The sequence below is a fragment of the Serinicoccus kebangsaanensis genome (assembly GCF_008919445.1).
In the GTDB taxonomy this organism is placed as follows: Bacteria; Actinomycetota; Actinomycetes; order Actinomycetales; family Dermatophilaceae; genus Ornithinicoccus; species Ornithinicoccus kebangsaanensis.
This window is the reverse complement of the sequence record NZ_VSLG01000002.1, coordinates 370,851-388,228: the sequence shown is the minus strand read 5'-3', so window position 1 is coordinate 388,228 and position 17,378 is coordinate 370,851. Positions and strand designations below refer to the sequence as shown.

The 17,378-nt window shown below is 74.2% G+C and carries 13 protein-coding genes; 9 read left to right on the top strand and 4 right to left on the bottom strand.

The genetic code is table 11. The features are described from left to right. Positions 1-150 precede the first annotated feature (150 nt). The 4 genes from FXF60_RS03915 to FXF60_RS03900 are packed head-to-tail and all read left to right on the top strand — an operon-like array spanning position 151 to position 8,298. Positions 151-3,789 carry an ABC transporter permease gene (locus tag FXF60_RS03915; RefSeq protein ID WP_151523941.1) on the top strand — a complete coding sequence of 1,213 codons (3,639 nt, stop codon included), beginning with the start codon at positions 151-153 and terminating at the stop codon, positions 3,787-3,789. Continuing rightward, positions 3,786-6,560, top strand: a complete 2,775-nt coding sequence (locus tag FXF60_RS03910; RefSeq protein WP_151523940.1) for an FtsX-like permease family protein — start codon at positions 3,786-3,788, stop codon at positions 6,558-6,560. The genes FXF60_RS03915 and FXF60_RS03910 overlap by 4 nt, the downstream gene beginning before the upstream one ends. Next, a complete protein-coding gene (locus FXF60_RS03905) occupies positions 6,557-7,567 on the top strand; it encodes an ABC transporter ATP-binding protein (protein ID WP_151523939.1) in 1,011 nt (336 codons plus the stop codon). The genes FXF60_RS03910 and FXF60_RS03905 overlap by 4 nt, the downstream gene beginning before the upstream one ends. Then, complete coding sequence (locus FXF60_RS03900) at positions 7,567-8,298, top strand: ABC transporter ATP-binding protein (RefSeq protein WP_151523938.1); 732 nt, start codon at positions 7,567-7,569, stop codon at positions 8,296-8,298. The genes FXF60_RS03905 and FXF60_RS03900 overlap by 1 nt, the downstream gene beginning before the upstream one ends. 146 nt (positions 8,299-8,444) lie before the next feature. Here the strand turns inward: FXF60_RS03900 and FXF60_RS03895 are convergent, their stop codons facing one another. Next, complete coding sequence (locus tag FXF60_RS03895; RefSeq protein ID WP_202879540.1) at positions 8,445-8,933, bottom strand: nucleoside deaminase; 489 nt, start codon at positions 8,931-8,933, stop codon at positions 8,445-8,447. Then, on the bottom strand, positions 8,930-9,565 hold the full coding sequence (locus tag FXF60_RS03890; RefSeq protein WP_151523937.1) for a maleylpyruvate isomerase family mycothiol-dependent enzyme: 636 nt from the start codon (positions 9,563-9,565) through the stop codon (positions 8,930-8,932). Before FXF60_RS03890 ends, FXF60_RS03895 begins: the two co-directional genes overlap by 4 nt. A 138-nt stretch (positions 9,566-9,703) precedes the next feature. On the opposite strand from FXF60_RS03890, the gene FXF60_RS03885 reads away from it, so the two are divergent. Next, positions 9,704-10,306: an RDD family protein gene (locus FXF60_RS03885; RefSeq protein ID WP_151523936.1), complete on the top strand. Its 603-nt coding sequence runs from the start codon at positions 9,704-9,706 to the stop codon at positions 10,304-10,306. Positions 10,307-10,339: 33 nt separating this feature from the next. On the opposite strand, the gene FXF60_RS03880 is transcribed toward FXF60_RS03885, so the two are convergent. Beyond that, on the bottom strand, positions 10,340-12,088 hold the full coding sequence (locus tag FXF60_RS03880) for a gamma-glutamyltransferase (RefSeq protein WP_151523935.1): 1,749 nt from the start codon (positions 12,086-12,088) through the stop codon (positions 10,340-10,342). Beyond that, a complete protein-coding gene (locus FXF60_RS03875) occupies positions 12,085-13,203 on the bottom strand; it encodes a DUF418 domain-containing protein (RefSeq protein WP_151523934.1) in 1,119 nt (372 codons plus the stop codon). Before FXF60_RS03875 ends, FXF60_RS03880 begins: the two co-directional genes overlap by 4 nt. A 144-nt stretch (positions 13,204-13,347) precedes the next feature. On the opposite strand from FXF60_RS03875, the gene galE reads away from it, so the two are divergent. The 4 genes from galE (at position 13,348) to FXF60_RS03855 (ending at position 17,374) form a co-directional block, all read left to right on the top strand. Then, positions 13,348-14,364 carry a UDP-glucose 4-epimerase GalE gene (gene galE, locus FXF60_RS03870; protein ID WP_151523933.1) on the top strand — a complete coding sequence of 339 codons (1,017 nt, stop codon included), beginning with the start codon at positions 13,348-13,350 and terminating at the stop codon, positions 14,362-14,364. A gap of 190 nt (positions 14,365-14,554) precedes the next feature. Continuing rightward, positions 14,555-14,941, top strand: coding sequence for a BlaI/MecI/CopY family transcriptional regulator (locus FXF60_RS03865; RefSeq protein WP_151523932.1), 387 nt, complete (start codon positions 14,555-14,557; stop codon positions 14,939-14,941). Positions 14,942-14,957: 16 nt separating this feature from the next. Continuing rightward, the gene (locus FXF60_RS03860; protein ID WP_151523931.1) at positions 14,958-15,809 is read left to right on the top strand and encodes a M56 family metallopeptidase; all 852 of its coding nucleotides are present in this window, start codon (positions 14,958-14,960) and stop codon (positions 15,807-15,809) included. A gap of 86 nt (positions 15,810-15,895) precedes the next feature. Continuing rightward, positions 15,896-17,374 (top strand): cytochrome ubiquinol oxidase subunit I, encoded by a 1,479-nt coding sequence (locus tag FXF60_RS03855; protein ID WP_151523930.1) that lies wholly within the window; start codon positions 15,896-15,898, stop codon positions 17,372-17,374. Positions 17,375-17,378 lie beyond the last annotated feature (4 nt).

Below are 17,378 nucleotides of genomic sequence, written 5' to 3'. Positions count from 1 at the left end.
GGTTGGGTGCCGGCTCCCGCGGCGTGCCGGTCCGCCCAACCTCGACAGGGTGCTCGCGCGTTGGGACGTCATGGCGACGGCATCACGATCTGGTCACGGTGGGTGGCCGGGGACGGGTGTGTCGTCGCCGGGTTGCCTAGGGTCCGCCGTATGACGTCCTGGCAGGAGTTCGCGGCAGCACGCGCCCGCGCCTCCTGGGGACTGCTGCTGACGCTGCTCGCGCTCGTCACCGTCACCACCTCGATCATCGCGGGCACGGTCGGCTACTCCGCCGCCGCCGCGAGCAGCGCCGCCCGCGCCGCGCTGAGCCAGGGCGAGCCCACCGAGAGCGGGGTCCAGGTGCAGACCCGTCTCGCCGAGGACCCGCAGCGCCAGGACCAGCTCGCCCGCAGCACGATCAGCGACGCCTTCGCCCCGGCACCGGTGAGCATCGGCCGGCTGGTGGTCAGCGAGCCCCGGCCGGTCGAGCACGACGGGCAGCCCCTCGACGGCGAGCTGGTCGTCACCGGCGGACCGGAGCTCGCACCCGGCGAGGCGCCCCCGGCCGACCTGGTGACACTGGTCGACGGCACCTGGCCCGGCGCCATGGCGCCCGACGGCTCGCCGGACGCCCCGGCACCGGCGGCGCTGCACGTCGGCGCGGCCCAGACCTGGGGCCTGGCGCCGGGCGACGTGCTCGTGGTGGCCGACCGCGCCCTCGAGATCACCGGGACCTGGCAACCGGTCGACCCCGAGGACGCCTTCTGGTTCGGCGACCCGCTGGTGCGCACCGGCGTGACCGACGAGGAGTCGACCCTCGGCCCGGTCGTGGTGGACGAGGCGCTCGCGCAGCAGGTCGGCGCCCCGTTCGTCCGCTGGCCGGTGCGACCGGACACCGACGCGATCACGCCCGACGACCTGCGCGTCCTGGCCACCGGCGCCGAGACGCTGCGCGCGCAGCTGCGCGAGGTGGAGGGGCTGACCGTGCGCGGCGTGCAGGTCGAGGGCGACCTCGCCCCCACCGCCGGGCAGGCCGCCGTCAACCTCGCCACCGCCCGCTCCCTCGGCGTCGTGCCGCTCTCCGTGCTCGTCCTGGTGACGGTGCTCGCGGTGGTGCAGCTCGCGCGGCTGCTGGCGACCACCCGGGAGCCGCAGGCGCAGCTGCTCGTCGCCCGCGGCGCCACCCGCCGGCAGCTGCTGCTCAGCACCCTCGTCGAGTCGCTCGCCGTCACCGTGGTGGGCGCCCTCACCGGGACCACCCTGGCCTGGGCCGGGCTGCAGCTGGTCCCCGGCAGCGAGGGTGCCGCGACCCGCATCGTCGTCGCCGGTGCGCTGACCCTGCTCGGCGTGGGCCTGGCGCTCGCGGCGATCGCCTGGCTGCAGGCACGGCGTCTCGCCGGCGGCCAGGCCGTCACCGACCGCTCCGGGCGGGCCCGTGCCGCGACCGCGGTGGCCACGCTCGTCCTGGTGCTCAGCGCCGCGGCCCTGAGCTGGTGGCAGCTGCGTCGGGCCGGGTCACCCCTCACCCGCGCCGCGGACGGCACCCTGGGCACCGACCTGGTGGCCGGGGCCGCGCCCGCCATGCTGCTCGCCGCCGCCGCGGTGGTCGCCGTCGCCCTGCTGGGGCCGCTCAGCCGGGGCGTGGAGCTGCTCACCCGGCGGGCGCGGTCCACCGCGACGCACCTGTCCTCCGCGCAGGTGAGCCGCCGGCTCCAGGTGTATGCCGTGCCGGTGGTCCTCACCGTCCTCGCCGTGGGCTCCACCACCCTGGCGGCGCTCTACTCCGGCACCAGCGCGCAGCTGCGCGACGACCTCGCCACGGTCGGCGAGGGGGCACCGCTGCGGGCAGACCTGGTGCGACCGCCCGCCACCGTGGAGCCGGGTCGGGTGCCGGAGCCACCGCCCGACCTCACCGAGCTGCCGGGGGTCGGTGCCGCCGCGCTCGTCTGGCTCGAGCCGGACGCCCGGGTCGGTGACGTCGAGGTCCCGCTCACCCTCGCGCCCACCGGCGCGCCCGGAGGGCTCGACCAGGTCGCCAACGTGCCCGCGGGCATACCGGGCGGTCTCGTCCCGCCCGGCCTGGCCCAGGTCCTCGACGCCGACGGGGAGCCGCAGGGCGACGCGGCCATCGGCATACCCGACGGTGCGACCGAGCTGAGTGCCGACCTCGTCGTCGAGCGCGACGTGGACGCCTGGGAGCTGGCCCGGCTGGACGGCTTCGCCGAGACGCAGCGGGAGATCGTCGAGGAGCTCGCGGAGGCGGGCTGGGACCCGGAGCCCGGCTCCGAGGGCGAGGGCGAGCTCCCCGTCGACGCCTCGCGGGAGGGCATCGCGCGTGCCCTGGCCGAGGAGGTCGCCGTCGCCGCGGCGCCGCTCGAGATCCAGCTGACCCTGCTCGTGGAGGACGTCGCCACCGGCATGACCTCGTCCGTCACCGCCGAGCCGGTCCAGGCCGACGGCCCGCAGCTCGCCTACGACCCGGAGACGCTGAGCGACCTCACCTCGACCGAGGCCCGCACGACCGCGAGCCTGCGCTTCGTGCTGCCGGAGGGACGCGAGCACCGGATCCGCGCGGTGACCCTGGCCTCGCCGGAGTCGCAGCCCGGCGTGCCGCTGGATCTCCTCTCCGGCTTCGGCTCGACCACCCTGGACGTCGACCTGACCCTGTCCGCGGACGGCGAGGAGCTGCTCGGCGACGCAGCGGGCTGGGGCAGCGCCGCCGCGATGGACCCCGAGCAGGTGGCGCCGCTGCTGGCCGACGCCGAGGCGGTCGAGGACCCCACCTTCGAGACCGGGATCGAGGTCGACCAGCGCTACGTGGGCGAGGGTGTCCCGGTCTTCTCGACCTTCGTGGACAGCAACGAGGTCTACGTCCCGCCCTGGCTCGACACCTCCGCACCCACGTGGCACCTGCAGGCGCCGGACGTGCGGCTGGGCACGATCGAGGTCGTCGTGTCGCCCGGCGCGACCTACCGCACCGATCCGCTGCTGGGCCAGGACCCGACGGCCCCGGCCGAGGAGGACGAGGAGGACGCGAGCGCCGGCACCGTGCCGGTGGCGCTGACCACGCAGGTCGCCGCCGCGGCGGCACTGGACGTCGGCGACCCGGTGACCTTGCGGCTGGTCGGCACGACCGTGCCGGCGGTGGTCGGTGAGATCGTCACCGCCCTCCCCGGTCAGCGGGGGGAGACGGCGGCGCTCGCCGACTCCCGCGCCGTCTCGCGGGTGCTCGCCGAGCGGCAGCGCAGCCTCACCTGGCCGACGCAGGTCTGGGCGGTCCCGTCCGGGGACGCGGAGTCGGCCGTGGACGCGCTGACCGCCCGGGACGACCTGCGGGCGGTCACCGGACCCGGCGGGATCTCGGTCACCGACGCCACCAGCGCCGCCCGGCTCGTCTTCTGGGTCGCGTCCGCCGGTGCCGTGCTGCTGGCGCTGACCGGGATCGCCGCGGTCGCCGCGACCCAGCTGTCGTCACGCCGTGCCGAGGTCGCGGTGCTCCGCGCCCTGGGTATGCCGCCGGCCCTGCAGTCCCGCTCGCGGGCGATGGAGCTGGTCGGCGTGGTGGCGGCGGCGATCGCCTTCGGGCTGCTCGCGGGGTGGCTGGTCGGGCAGGCGGTCGTCCCGGAGCTGGCCTCGTCCACCACCCAGCCCGGACGGCTGCAGCTGCCGGCCGCCCTCCGGCTGGAGGCCGCGCCGTGGGGTGCGGTTGTGGCGGTCACCGCCGCGGGCACGGCGCTGCTGGCCGGTCTGCTCGGGTCGCGCGTCCGCGTCCAGGCCCTGGACCGGGAGTACCGGGAGGAGATCCGGTGAGCCCGCGCCACGGCATACCCCACCGGGTGCGCGCGGCCGACCTGGCCGGCCGCCAGTTCGCCGCCGACCCCTGGGTCTCGCTCGGCCTCGCGCTGCTCATCGGCACGGTCGCGCTGCTGCTGACCGTGGTGCCGCGGGGGCTCGTCGACGTCCAGTCGCGGCAGCTCGTGCAGGAGATCGACTCGCTGTCCGCCGCGCAGCGCGACCTGCGGGGCGACTGGCAGCGCACCGTCATCTTCGGGTCGGCGGAGGACCTGACCGGGGACCCGTCGACCGACGGGTGGGCGCCCCTGGTGGACGGAGCCGAGCAGATCCGCGCCGCGCAGCCCGAGCCGTTGCGCACCACGCTCGGGCCGGCCCAGTTCCTCGTCCGGCTCGCCGACGACATCGCGTATGCCCCGCCCGTGGAGTCGGGCTACTACGAGGCCACGCTGAGCGTGGCCGTGGACCCCGACCTGACCGAGCACGTCGACCTCGTCGACGGGGACTGGCCCGAGCTGGTGGTCGGCCCGCCGGAGTACGGCCCGCTGGGCAGCCCGCCCGCCGACCGCGAGGACGTGCCGGTGCCGGTCATGATCCTGGACTCGACGGCGGAGGAGCTGCTGCTGGACGTGGGCGACGTCGTCGAGGGCCTGGTCGTGGCGGGCACCTACACCCCGACCGACCCCGACGACCCGCGCTGGCAGCACGTCGACAACGGCGCCACCATGGGCACGCTCTACGACCCCAACCTCGGGGAGAGCGCCTACGCCACCGCCTTCCTGGCGCCGGAGAACCGCGGCAGCCTCGGGCCTCCGGCGTCGGCCCGGATGCGGATGTGGTTCCCCGTCCTGCCGGACACCATCACCGGCAGCACCGGGCAGGTCGAGGCGCTCCGCTCCCAGGTCAACGGCTTCCTGGCCGAGCAGCACACCGTGGCGACCGCGCAGCAGATGGTGGACACGCAGACCGCGCAGGTCCCGCTGTTCACCACCGAGCTCACCGAGGCGCTGGGGCGCATCATCAGCCAGCAGCGCGCCACCTCCTCGCTGCTGGCGGTGGTGGCCGCCGGGCCGCTCGGGGTGGCGGTGGCGGTGGCCTCGCTCGCCGCCCGGCTGGTCGTGCACCGACGTCGGCAGGCCCTGGCGATGACGCTGGCGCGCGGTGCCTCGCCCGGCCAGCTGCGCGGTCTGATCGCCGCCGAGGGCCTCCTCCTCGGGGTGCCCGCCGCCGCGCTGGGGCACGTCGCCGCGATGCTCCTCGTGCCCGGCCCGACACCCTGGTGGCAGTGGGTCGCGACGGCGGCGGTCGCGCTGGTCCCCTCGGTCGCGCTCGCGGCCTCGGTGGACGACGCCTCCCTGCTGCAGCACCGCAGCGACCTGTCGGCGCGCAGCGCCAGCCGCTGGCGCTGGGTGGTCGAGGTGGCCGTCGTGGCGCTGGCGGGGGTGGCGACGTGGCGCCTGCTGGACCGCGGGGCACGCGGGGACGACGCGGCGCAGACCGGCATCGACGTCCTGGTGGCTGCGACCCCGGTGCTGCTCGCGCTGGCCGCGTGCGTGGTCACCCTCCGCCTCTACCCCCTGCCGCTCGGCCTGCTCGCCTCGGCGCTGCGCGGACGATCCACGCTCACCCCCTTCCTCGGGGCGTCCCGGGCGCTCCGCGACCCGGCCGGCGGCCTGGTGCCGGCGCTGGCGGTCGTCCTCGGCACCGCGATCGCCCTCATCAGTGCGGTGCTGCTGTCCACGGTGACGCGCGGCGCCGAGGTCGCCGCCTGGGAGGGCAACGGTGCGGCGGTCCGCCTCAGCGGGCCGGTGCTCACCGACGAGCTGCGCGCCGAGATCGAGCAGATCGACGGGGTCGCGGCCGTGGGCGGGGTCGCGGACACCGGGGCGACCCGGGACCTGCTGGTCGACGGCGAGCGGGAGGCGATCCGCGTCTGGGTGGCCGAGCCGCAGGTGGAGCAGGTGTATGCCCTGTCCGCGCCGGTCCCCGACCTGCCGCCCGCGTTCTGGGACGACGACGGCATACCCTCCGTCGTCACTCTGCGCGGCGCGGGCGAGATGGTGCCGCAGGAGAGCTGGTCCGGCGACGTCGAGGTCTCCCGCCTGGGCGCCGTCGAGGTGGTCGGGCACCGGGAGCAGCTGCCCGGGATCCTCGTGACCGGGGCCGGGGTGCTCGTCGACGGCGAGCGCTGGGTCGCCGCGGGTGGCAGCCTGCCGAGGGTGAGCACCACGCTGATCGGGGTGTCCGAGGGCACCGACCCGCAGGCCGTGGCCGACGCCGTGACCGACCTCGTGGGCACCGGCGGGGTGGTCACGACCGTCACCACCCGGCTGGACGCCTTCGCGGACGCCCCCGTCACGGCAGGGCTGCGACAGCTCTTCGTCGGGGCCACCGTCGTCTCCGGGGTGCTCACCGTGCTCGCCGTGGTCGTGGTGCAGCTCATGGGCTCCACCGCCCGCACCAAGCTGCTCGCCACCCTGCGCACCCTGGGGCTGGCCTCGAGGCAGACCCGGGCGCTCACGGCCTGGGAGCTGGCCCCGCTGCTGATCACGTCCATCGTCGTGGGTGCTGCGCTCGGGCTGGGCGTGCCCTGGGTGCTGCTGCGCGGGCTCGACCTCACCGGGCTGACCGGCGGGAGCACCCAACCCACCCTGTCCCTGGACCTTCCGCTGCTGGGCACGGTGCTCGGCGCGGTGGTCCTCACCGTCGTCATCGCCGTCACCACCAGCGCCTGGCTCGCCGGACGCACCAACCTCGCGCAGGCACTGCGCGTCGGGGAGGAAAGATGAGCACTCCACATCCGACCGGACAGGCCTTCGGGGACCACCCACCCCCGACCGGACAGGCCGTCGGGGACCCCGCAACCCCTGCCCGGTCGGGGCGTGGGGAGATCTGGTGCGAGGACCTGGTCCGGATCTACTCGACCGAGGGCGTCGAGGTCCAGGCGCTGCAGGGCCTCAACCTCGTCGTCGACCCGGGCGACGTCGTCGCGCTGGTGGGCGCGAGCGGGTCGGGGAAGTCGACGCTGCTCGGGATCCTCTCCGGCCTGGACCGGCCCACGGGCGGCCGCGCCCGGGTCGCGGGCGTGGACCTGCTGGCGATGACCCGGGCCCAGCGGGTGGACTACCAGCGGCACACCGTGGGGTTCGTGTGGCAGCAGACGTCGCGCAACCTGCTCCCCTTCCTCACCGCCGCGGAGAACGTCGCCCTGCCGATGGTCATCTCCGGCCGCGCCGAACGCGCCCGCCGGGTGACCGAGCTGCTCGACCTGCTCGACATCGGCGACTGCGCCACCCGCAGGCCCAGCGAGCTGTCCGGTGGCCAGCAGCAGCGCGTCGCGATCGCCACCGCCCTGGCCAACTCCCCCGCGGTGCTGCTCGCCGACGAGCCCACCGGTGAGCTGGACGACACCGCCTCGGCCCAGGTGCTGGAGGCCATGCGCACCTCGGCCGGCGAGCTGGGGACGACGGTGCTGGTGGTGACGCACGACCCCTCCGTGTCCGACCACGTGCGGCGCACCGTCGCGATCCGGGACGGCCGCACCTCGACCGAGGTGCTGCGGTATGTCGTGACCGACGAGTCGGGTGAGCAGCAGCACGTCGCGCGGGAGTACACCGTCATCGACCGGGCCGGGCGGATCCAGCTGCCCAAGGCGCACGTCGAGGAGCTGGGGCTGCGCGACCGGGTGCGGCTGGAGGCCGAGGCCAGCCACGTGCAGGTGTGGCCGGACGACGAGGAGCACGCCACCGGCCGGGCCACCACCGACCGGACCGGCACCCAGGGAGAGGAGCGGTGATGAGCGAGCCGACGGCATACCGGGGCGAGGCGGGGAGCCGTGCCCCCGCGACCGTGCTCAGCGGACGTGACCTGCACCGGAGGTTCGGCACCGGCGCCGGTGAGGTGCACGCGCTCGCCGGGGTGAGCCTGGACGTCCCCGCCGGGCGACTGACCGTGGTGCGCGGGCCCTCGGGGTCGGGCAAGACGACCCTGCTCAACCTGCTCGGCGGCCTGGACCGGCCGACCGACGGGAGCGTGCTGCTGGACGACGGCAGGGTGCTCTCCGAGCTCGCGGAGAAGGACGTGCTCGCGGTGCGGCGCGAGCGGATCGGCTACGTCTTCCAGAGCTTCGGGCTGGTCCCGGTGCTGTCGGCGGCCGAGAACGTCGAGGTGCCGCTCCGCCTGCAGAAGACCCCGGTGGCCGAGCGGAACCGTCGCGTCGAGGAGGCGCTGGAGCTCGTCGGGCTGGCACGGCACAGCAGGCAACGGCCCTACGAGCTCTCCGGCGGCCAGCAGCAGCGGGTCGGGATCGCGCGGGCGCTGGTCAGCGACCCCGACATCCTCATCGCCGACGAGCCGACCGGGCAGCTGGACTCGGACACCGGCGCGATGATCATGGACCTGCTGGTGCAGCTGACGCACGAGCGCGGCATCGCCTCGGTGGTCTCCACGCACGACCCGATCCTCATGGGCCGCGCGGACCAGGTGGTCGAGCTGCACGACGGGGCGCGGGTATCGAGCGAGGGGTAACCGTGGAACCTGTCCCGAGCGGCACTGCCGTCCGACGGCTGGCACCTGACTCATACGCAGAAGTTGTTCCTGTGCGGTGATGCATCAGCGCAGAGGAACGTCTTCTGCGTATGAGTGGTGGGACCGGTCAGCAGCACCGCCCCGGCTCATCGTCGGTCGGCTCCGGCCCAGCGGGAGTGCAGCCGGCGCACCCGCTCGGCCAGCTCCGGGTCGGGACCGTCCACCACGGCCTCCGGCACGACCTCCCGGATCGATAGCGGCGCCACCGGCCCGGGCGGCCGCCCGAGGTCGGCGAGCCAGCCGGTGAGCTGCGCGGTGGACGAGGCATACACGATCCGCCCCAGCCCGACCCAGCCGTGCGCGGCAGCACACATCGGGCAGTGCTCGCCCGAGGTGTAGACCGTGCTGGCGGCCCGGGCCTCGGGCTCCAGGTGCGTCGCCGCCCACCGCGCGATGGCGAGCTCAGGGTGCTGGGTGCGGTCACCACCGGCGACGTGGTTGTGGTCCTCGAGGAGCACCGTGCCGTCGCCGGCCACCAGCACCGACCCGAACGGCTCGTCCCCGGCCAGCACGGCCGCCTCGGCCAGCTCGACCGCACGCGTCAGGTGACCTCTGTCCTCCTCGCTGATGCTCACCCTCCGACGGTAGCCGGACCTGCGCCGTCGGTGCCGAGCCGACGCCCGGTCGTCAGCGGGACGAGGTCGAGCAGCGGTGCGGTGACGACCTGCTGGGCCACCGCCGCCTCGGCCCCGACCGCGAGATCTGCGTCGGTGGCCTCGAAACGTGTGGTCGAGAGATCGACGCCGAAGCCCTTGAGGTGCGGGCGGCGGAACGCCTCCAGCACCGTCGTGGCCCGCGCCGCCGTCACCACCGGGGGGACACCGAGGGGGTCGGTGAGGTCGTAGGAGTGGATGACGTCGTGCGACAGCGCACCGGCCGGGCCGCCACCGGGCGGGCTCCAGGGATGGTCGAGGTTGCGCCGCAGGATCACGACCAGCTCCTGCGGGGTATGCGTCCTGGCGTCCGCACGCGCCATCCGGTCGGCGGCCCGGTCGAAGCTTCCCCTGGCCCGCAGCACCTCGCGCACCACCCGGGTCAGGCGCGACGTGTAGGGCAGCGTCAGGTGCGCGACCAGCTGGTGGATCGTCCACCCCTCGCACCCGGAGGGCTGCCCCCACTGCTCGGGGCTGAGCGACTCCAGCAGCGCCGCGGTGTCCCGCCGCTGCTCGGTGGTCATGGCGCGGATCTCGTCGTCCGGTCGTGGCATGTCTTCCTCCTCGTGGCTCCTGGGGTCGACCACCGGCACCGCGCGGACTCATCGGAGCGGACGGAAGCGGCCGATCGTCATACCCTTGCGGTGCTGGACCCGCTCACCCGTCACCCGTCCAGCGAAGTGGAGCACGCCATGACCTGGACACCGCCGCCGCCGGACCGCGAGCGCGACCAGCCGAGCGGGCCGTCCGACGCGGCGCCGTGGAGCACGCCCCCGATCCCCCAGTACTCCCCCGGGTGGCCGCGTGCCGGCCAGCCCGAGGACACCGTGCCCACCCCTGCGGCACCGCCTCGGCTGCGCCACGCCGACTGGGGTGAGCGGGCCGCGGCCACCCTGATCGACTGGTCCCTCCTCCTCGCCGTCACCCTGGCCCTGGGGGTCGTCAGCAGCCTGGCCGATCCCCTGGAGGACCTGGCGGGTCTGGCCTGGCTGGGCGCCGTCGGCTACCTCGCCTGGCTTAACGGGTCGAAGGGCCAGTCGCCCGGCAAGGCGCTGCTCGGGCTCGAGCTGGTGCGGGACACGGACGGCTCGCACCTCGGCGGCTTCGTCGGGCTGCTGCGTGGGGGGCTGCTCATGATGCTGAGCTTCGCCACCGTGGGCATCTTCTTCGTCATCTGCGTGATGTGGCCGTTCCGCGACCCCAAGAACCGTGCGGTGCACGACCTCATCGTCAGCGGCGCCGTCGTCTCCGGGCATCCGCGGGCGCGGGTGGGCCTGGGCCTGCTCCGGCCCTGACGGGAGCGACCTGCGGGCAGGAGGTGCTCACCCCTACCCGCTGGACCGGATGTCGTTGTCGGCCTCGCGCCGGGTGTCCACCGCCCCGCGCAGCGTGCCGGCGCCGTAGTCGATCTCCAGCGCCTGCACCGAGCCGAAGCCGGCGCGCTCACGGGTCCACAGCTCGACCTGCCAGCCGTCGGCGGCCAGGTCCTGCCGGACCCCGGCGGGCATGGCGTCCTCGGTGAACAGGGTCTGCACGTCCTCGTCGTAGCGGAACCTCGGGGCGGAAACGGCATCGTCGAGCGGCTGGTCCAGCAGCGCCCAGCGGGTCAGCACCGTGCCCATGATGTTGAGGATCTGCTCGCCCCCCGGGCTGCCGATGCCGAGCACCGGCCGGTCCTGCTCGTCGAGCACGATCATCGGGTTGGTCCAGGTCACGGGCCGCCGTCCCGGGCCGGGCTGGTTGAGCGGCGAGGCGATCGCCTCGAACCGGCTCAGGTGGTTGTTGAGGAAGTAGCCGTCGACCATCTGGCCCGAGCCCCAGAAGAACATGATGGTGTTGGTCATCGAGACGGTCGTGCCGTCCTCGTCGACGACGGTGACGTGCGTGGTGTTGGCGGGAGAGCCGGGCTCCGAGGGCTCTTGCGGCGCCGGGGCCGCGGCGGCGACAGGCGTGGCGGTGCGCGGGGGCGCCGCGACGATGTCGTCCACCGGGACGTCGACGAAGCGCGGGTCGCCCAGCCGCGTGCGGACCGTCTCCTCGGCCTGGAGCCAGGCGTCGGACACCTGGCGGACGTAGTCCGCGGAGTCGGGGTCGACGTCCTCGATGCCGCCCGACTCCAGGGTCTGCAGCATCTGGATCATCGCCGCACCGGGCAGCGCGGGCCGGCTCGCGAGCAGGGAGTATGCACCGAGGTCGCCACGCACCGGGTCACCGGAGAGCACCTCGTAGGCACCGAGGGACTCCGGGTCGATCTCGGCGCTGGTGGAGGTCAGCGAGTCGGCCAACGAGCCGGTGTAGAAGTCGTCCGGACCCTCCTCGCGCAGCGTCCCGATCGTGTCCGCGAGGTCGGACTGCACGAGGACCTCCCCGGCCTGCAGCGGAGCCCCGCCCGGCGAGAAGTGCGGCAGACCCGTCACCGCGGCCGGGCCGCCGTCGCTGCGCATCCGCACGGCCAGGAACGGCGTGACCTCGAAGCCCTCCTCCGCCAGCTCCTGGGCGGGGCGCAGCACCCGCTCCCAGGGCAGCGATCCGTGCTCCTCGTGCAGCGTGCCCATCCCCGCCACGAACCCGGGCACCCCGGCCCCGCTCGCCGGGACCACGCCGTCCCGGGGGACCTCCTCGCGGTAGTCGTAGGCGCGGGGCTCGCTGTCCGGAGCGGCCACGATCGTGGCGCCGCCGCCGCCGATGCCGGAGGCGAAGGGTTCCACCACGGACACGGCGAAGGCCGCCGCGACGGCGGCGTCGACCGCGTTGCCACCGGCCTCGAGGATCTCCATGCCCGCCTCGACCGCCAGCGGGTGTCCGGCGCTGACACCGTGCTCGTCCAGCACCGTCTCCGGCGCGGCGGTGGTGGTCGCCGCCTCGGTGCTGGCCGAGGCGTCGTCGGTCGACGGTGACTCGTCGTCCGGAGGTGAGGGGGTCGCCGTCGCGGTCGGCCCGGCAGACGTGGCGCCGGTCGGGGCGTCGGACCCGGGGTCCGTCCCACCCGTGTCACAGGCGGACAGGGCCAGCACACCCACCGCGAGGACGGCCACGCACCGCCGGCCCGATCGGCGCATCCCGGCCGGGCGGGTCACGAGCTCCTCCGCGCCCGGCTCCCGGAGGACCGGGTGAACGTCGGCGGACGCAGCAGGAACTCCGCCGGGCCGTGCCGGAAGGTCCGGAGCCACACGGGGGCGAAGGCCAGGGCGAGGACCGTCAGCACGGCCAGCGTCGCAATGCCGGACCACGGGTCCGGCGGCCACTGCAGCGGGCGGAGAACCAGGGCGAGCAGGACCAGATGGGCGATGTAGTAGGTCAGCGCGAGGCGCCCCGCGGCCGACACCGGCCAGAGCCACGAGCCACGCCGGCCCGCACCGGTCAGACCGGCGGCCAAGGCGCACGCCAGCACCACGCAGCCCAGGCCGAGACTCTCCAGCAGCCAGAGCGGCATACCCGAGTGACCCTCGCCCGAGGCCAACCGGCCCAGGTCCCACGGCATCGCTGCCGCCGCGAGAGGGGACAGCAGCCAGCCCCCGACCAGCCCGGTGACGCTCGCCGCGACGCCCACGACGCCGAGGCGACGCACGAACCGCGCCTCCCCCAGGGGGCGACGCCCCAGCCACAGCCCCACCAGGAAGGGGACCACCCAGACCACCAGCGGGTAGCGACCGGTGACGAGCAGCGCGGCCAGGACCGTGGCCAGGCCGTCCCCGAGCTCGGGCTGCACCACCCCGTGCGGCCGCAGGTGGTCGGTGAGGACCAGGACGACGGGGCCGACCAACCAGCAGACGCCCGCGCCGACCAGCAGGGCACGGTCCGGGAGGCGGACCAGGAAGGGCGCCAGGAGGAACAGCACCGCGTAGGTCGCCAGGATGACCGAGGCACCGTGGTCGAGCAGCTGCAGACTCAGCCCCATCACCAGCAGCAGCCCGGCGCGCCAGAGCAGCGTCGGCACCAGCCCTCGTCCCGGGGTGCGGGCGTGGAGCAGCGAGACCCCGACGCCGGCCAGCAGGACGAACAGCACCGAGGCCCGGCCGTAGGGGAGGTTGAGGATGAGGTCACCGACGCCGGACCGGCCGTCCTCGTCCTGCTGCGGACGCAGGTGCACCGCCACCATCCCCGCGACCGCCGCCGCGCGGGCCATGTCGACCCCGTCCAGGCGTGCGCCCGACGCGCTGCGAGGGACCGCTCCGGGGCCGCTCTCGTCCATAGCGCCCGAACCGTCGGGATGGGTCCTGCTCGTCGGTGTCGCCACTACGTCACCACGATACCCCCGCAGGGCACCGTCGGCCGGGTGAGGACACCGGGCGGCCGACGCCTCCGGCCGGGTCGTGCGTCTGACAGCATGAGGCGTATGCGCGTACTGGTCACCGGCGGTGCCGGCTACATCGGGTCCCACACGGTGATCGCCCTGGCCCGGGCCGGGCACGAGGTGGTCGTGGTCGACGACTTCTCCAACAGCAAGCCCTCGGTGACCCCCCGCCTGGAGGAGCTGGCCGGCATACCCGTCCCGGTGCACGCCTTCGACCTCGCGGACGGCGACAAGCTGGACGCGCTGCTCGCCCAGGAGTCCTTCGACGCGGTGATCCACTTCGCCGCGTTCAAGGCCGTGGGTGAGTCCGTCGCCAAGCCGATCGACTACTACCGCAACAACATCGGTGCCACCCTGCGTCTGGTGGAGGCAATGGTCGCGAACGACGTCCCCTACCTGGTCTTCTCCTCCAGCGCCACGGTCTACGGCGAGGACGCGCCGGTGCCGATGACGGAGGCGCTGCCGACCTCGGCCACCAACCCCTACGGCTGGACCAAGGTCATGAACGAGCAGATCCTGCGCGACGTGACCCACGCCCATCCGCAGCTCAAGGTGGCCCTGCTGCGCTACTTCAACCCGGTCGGCGCCCACCCCTCGGGCCAGATCGGCGAGGACCCGTCGGACATCCCGAACAACCTCATGCCGTTCATCGCCCAGGTCGCCGTGGGCCGGCGGGACAAGCTCTCCGTCTTCGGGGACGACTACGACACCGTCGACGGGACCGGGGTGCGCGACTACATCCACGTCGAGGACCTGGCCGAGGGCCACGTGGCCGCGCTGGGGTGGATCAGCACGCACGAGCGCCCGCTGTCGGTGTGGAACCTCGGCACCGGGCGGGGCACCTCCGTGCTGGAGATGGTGTCGGCCTTCGAGCGGGCCAGCGGCCAGCAGATCCCCTACGAGATCGTGGCCCGGCGCCCCGGCGACATCGCCAGCTCATATGCCGACCCCGCGCTCGCCGAGTCCGAGCTCGGCTGGCGCGCGACGAGGTCGGTGGAGGACATGTGCGCGGACACCTGGCGGTGGCAGCAGGCGAACCCGCAGGGCTACCCGGACTGACGGCATACCGCGCGGCCGGTCGACGCAAAGCGTGCGGCCGGTCGACGCAAAGCGTGCGGCCGGTCGACGCAAACCGCGCGGTCGGTCGACGCAAACCGCGCGGTCGGTCGACGCAAAGCGTGCGGGCGGTCGACGCAGACCGTGCGGCCGGTCGGGTGGGCCGACGGGGGCAGGGCGTAGCCTTGCGGGTATGCCGCTACGCAGCACCTCCCTGGGCGACCTGGAGCGCGTCGTCATGGAGATCCTCTGGTCCGAGGGCCCCGACCTGTCGGTCCGGGACGTCATCGACCAGCTGGAGCAGCGGCAGCACAAGGAGCTCGCCTACACCACGGTGATGACGGTGCTGGACCGGTTGGCCAAGAAGGGGATCGCCGACCGCACCCGGGACGGGCGGGCCTGGCGCTACTCCGCGGCGGCCAGCCGTGAGGAGCTCGCGGCCACGGCCCTGCGCTCCGCGCTGGACACGGTGAAGGCCGACCGCACGGCGGCCATGCTGCACTTCCTCGACGACGCCAGCCCGGGCGAGCTCGACGACCTGCGCGCCGCCCTGGCCGAGGTCGAGCGCCGCCGCGCCTGACGCCGGAGCCCTCCCCATGGCCGGGCCGGTGCTGACCGCGTCGGTGGTCCTGGCGGCCCTGGCCCTCACCCTGGGGGCACCGCGCCTGCTGCCCCGCTGGCGCGCCCTGCGCCGGATGCCGGGGCCCGGCCTGCTGCTCTGGCAGGCGGTCAGCGTCGCTGGCGTCGCCTGCGCGCTGCTCGCCGCACCCGTCGCGGTGAGCACCACCGGGCTGGACCAGCCGCTGCTGCTCGGCCTCGCCCTGGCCCTGTCCGCCCTCATGGTGGCCCGGCTGCTCCTCTCCGGCCACCAGGTCGGCACCGACCTGCGCCGCCGGCGGCAGGAGCACCGGGAGCTGGTCGACCTGGTCGGGCGACGCCTGGACGACACGTCCGCAGCGGCGGGCGACGTCGCCCTCCCGGGTGTCGCGGTGATCGCCCAGGGCAACCCCACCGCCTACTGCCTGCCCGGACGGGACCGGCGCATCGTGCTCACCCAGGCCACCCTGGACCGGCTCGGCGACGCCGAGCTGCGGGCGGTGCTCGCCCACGAGCAGGGGCATCTGGACGCCCGGCACGACCTGCTGCTCGAGCTCTTCACCGTGCTGCACGAGGCGGTCCCCCGCCCGCTGCGGGTCCCCTCGGCCCTCGCCGAGGTGCACCTGCTCGCCGAGGCGCTCGCCGACCGGATCGCCGAGCAGCGCACCGACCACACCGACCTCGCGCGGGCCCTGGTGGGCATGGCCCCGTCCGCGACCGCCGAGGTCACCGCCCGGATCCGGCTGCTCGCCCGACCGCCGGCGCCCGTGCATACCCGGATCGCGGTGACCGTGCTCGCCCTGGCCGTCCTCGCCGTGCCCTGCGCCGTCGCCGTCCTCGCGCTGAGCTGAGCGACCCACCCACCGCCATCCCCTACGTGTAGTAGTATTTACGACGGAACGTAGTTTTAACGCTCTCCGTCGACGAGAGGCACACCGTGGAGGCCCTGGATCTCGCCCGCTGGCAGTTCGGCATCACCACCGTCTACCACTACTTCTTCGTCCCCGTCACGATCGGGCTCAGCCTCCTCGTCGCGCTCATGCAGACGCAGTGGATGCGCACCCGCGACACCCGGTGGCTACGGCTGACGAAGTTCTTCGGCAAGCTCTTCACGATCAACTTCGCGCTCGGGCTGGTCACCGGCATCGTGCAGGAGTTCCAGTTCGGGATGAACTGGTCGGACTACTCCCGCTTCGTCGGCGACATCTTCGGTGCGCCGCTGGCGATCGAGGCGCTGCTCGCGTTCTTCCTCGAGTCGACCTTCCTGGGCCTGTGGATCTTCGGGTGGGGACGCATCCCGGAGAAGCTGCACGCGGCCGCGATCTGGCTGGTGCACATCGGCACCCTGCTGTCCTCCTACTTCATCCTGGCCGCCAACTCCTTCATGCAGAACCCGGTCGGCTACCGCGTCAACCCCGAGACCGGGCGTGCCGAGCTCACCGACTTCCTCGCCGTCCTCACCAACCCGGTGCAGCTGGTGACCTTCCCGCACGTCATCACCGCGGCATACATGACCGGCGGCGCCTTCGTGCTCGCCTTCGCGCTGTGGCACCTGTGGCGACCGGGCACGCCGCGCACCGACGCACCGATGTATCGCCGGGCCGCCCGGCTCGGCGCGGTCGTCGTGCTCCTGGCGGGCGCCGGCTCGGCGATCTCCGGGGACCTCCAGGGCAAGATCATGACCGAGGTGCAGCCGATGAAGATGGCGGCGGCCGAGGGGCTCTACGAGGACGTCCCCGAGGGCGAGGGCGCACCCTTCTCGATCATCACCGTGGGCACCCTCGACGGTCGCGAGGAGGTGTGGGCGCTCACCGTCCCCAAGCTGCTGTCCTACCTCGCGACCGGCTCGCTCGACGGCGCCGTCGAGGGCATCGACCACATCCAGGAGCGCTACGAACTGACGTATGCCGGTGCCGAGCTCACCGCGGCCGAGGACTACCGCCCGGTGATCCCGGTGACCTACTGGAGCTTCCGGCTGATGATCGGCCTCGGTCTGGCCGCGATGGGGGTCGCGCTCGCGGTGCTCTGGCGGCTGCGCGGCTCGGCGACGGCGCGCGACGACCGCGAGGAGGACCGGCCGGTGCTGCGGCACCGGCTCTGGGGCTGGGCCGCGGGGAGCGTGCTCTTCATGCCGCTGCTCGCCAACTCCTTCGGCTGGATCTTCACCGAGATGGGCCGCCAGCCGTGGCTGGTGATGGGGCTGATGACCACCCGGACGGGGGTCTCCCCCGGGACGACGACCGGTGAGGTGCTGACCTCGATGGTGGTCTTCACCCTGCTCTACGGCGCGCTCGCCGTGGTCGAGGTCAAGCTGCTGCTGCGCTACGGCCGGGCCGGTGCCGAGCAGGTCCCCGAGGACGCGTCCTACGACCCCGCCGACCGGGACGACGACGACGCCTTCGTCTTCACCTACTGACGCC

Coding starts and splice junctions, on each gene's coding strand:
- FXF60_RS03885 (WP_151523936.1), top strand. CDS start 9,704: ATGACCTGGACACCGCCGCCGCCGGACCGCGAGCGCGACCAGCCGAGC.
- FXF60_RS03915 (WP_151523941.1), top strand. CDS start 151: ATGACGTCCTGGCAGGAGTTCGCGGCAGCACGCGCCCGCGCCTCCTGG.
- FXF60_RS03860 (WP_151523931.1), top strand. CDS start 14,958: ATGGCCGGGCCGGTGCTGACCGCGTCGGTGGTCCTGGCGGCCCTGGCC.
- galE (WP_151523933.1), top strand. CDS start 13,348: ATGCGCGTACTGGTCACCGGCGGTGCCGGCTACATCGGGTCCCACACG.
- FXF60_RS03890 (WP_151523937.1), bottom strand. CDS start 9,565: ATGCCACGACCGGACGACGAGATCCGCGCCATGACCACCGAGCAGCGG.
- FXF60_RS03905 (WP_151523939.1), top strand. CDS start 6,557: ATGAGCACTCCACATCCGACCGGACAGGCCTTCGGGGACCACCCACCC.
- FXF60_RS03875 (WP_151523934.1), bottom strand. CDS start 13,203: ATGGACGAGAGCGGCCCCGGAGCGGTCCCTCGCAGCGCGTCGGGCGCA.
- FXF60_RS03900 (WP_151523938.1), top strand. CDS start 7,567: ATGAGCGAGCCGACGGCATACCGGGGCGAGGCGGGGAGCCGTGCCCCC.
- FXF60_RS03865 (WP_151523932.1), top strand. CDS start 14,555: ATGCCGCTACGCAGCACCTCCCTGGGCGACCTGGAGCGCGTCGTCATG.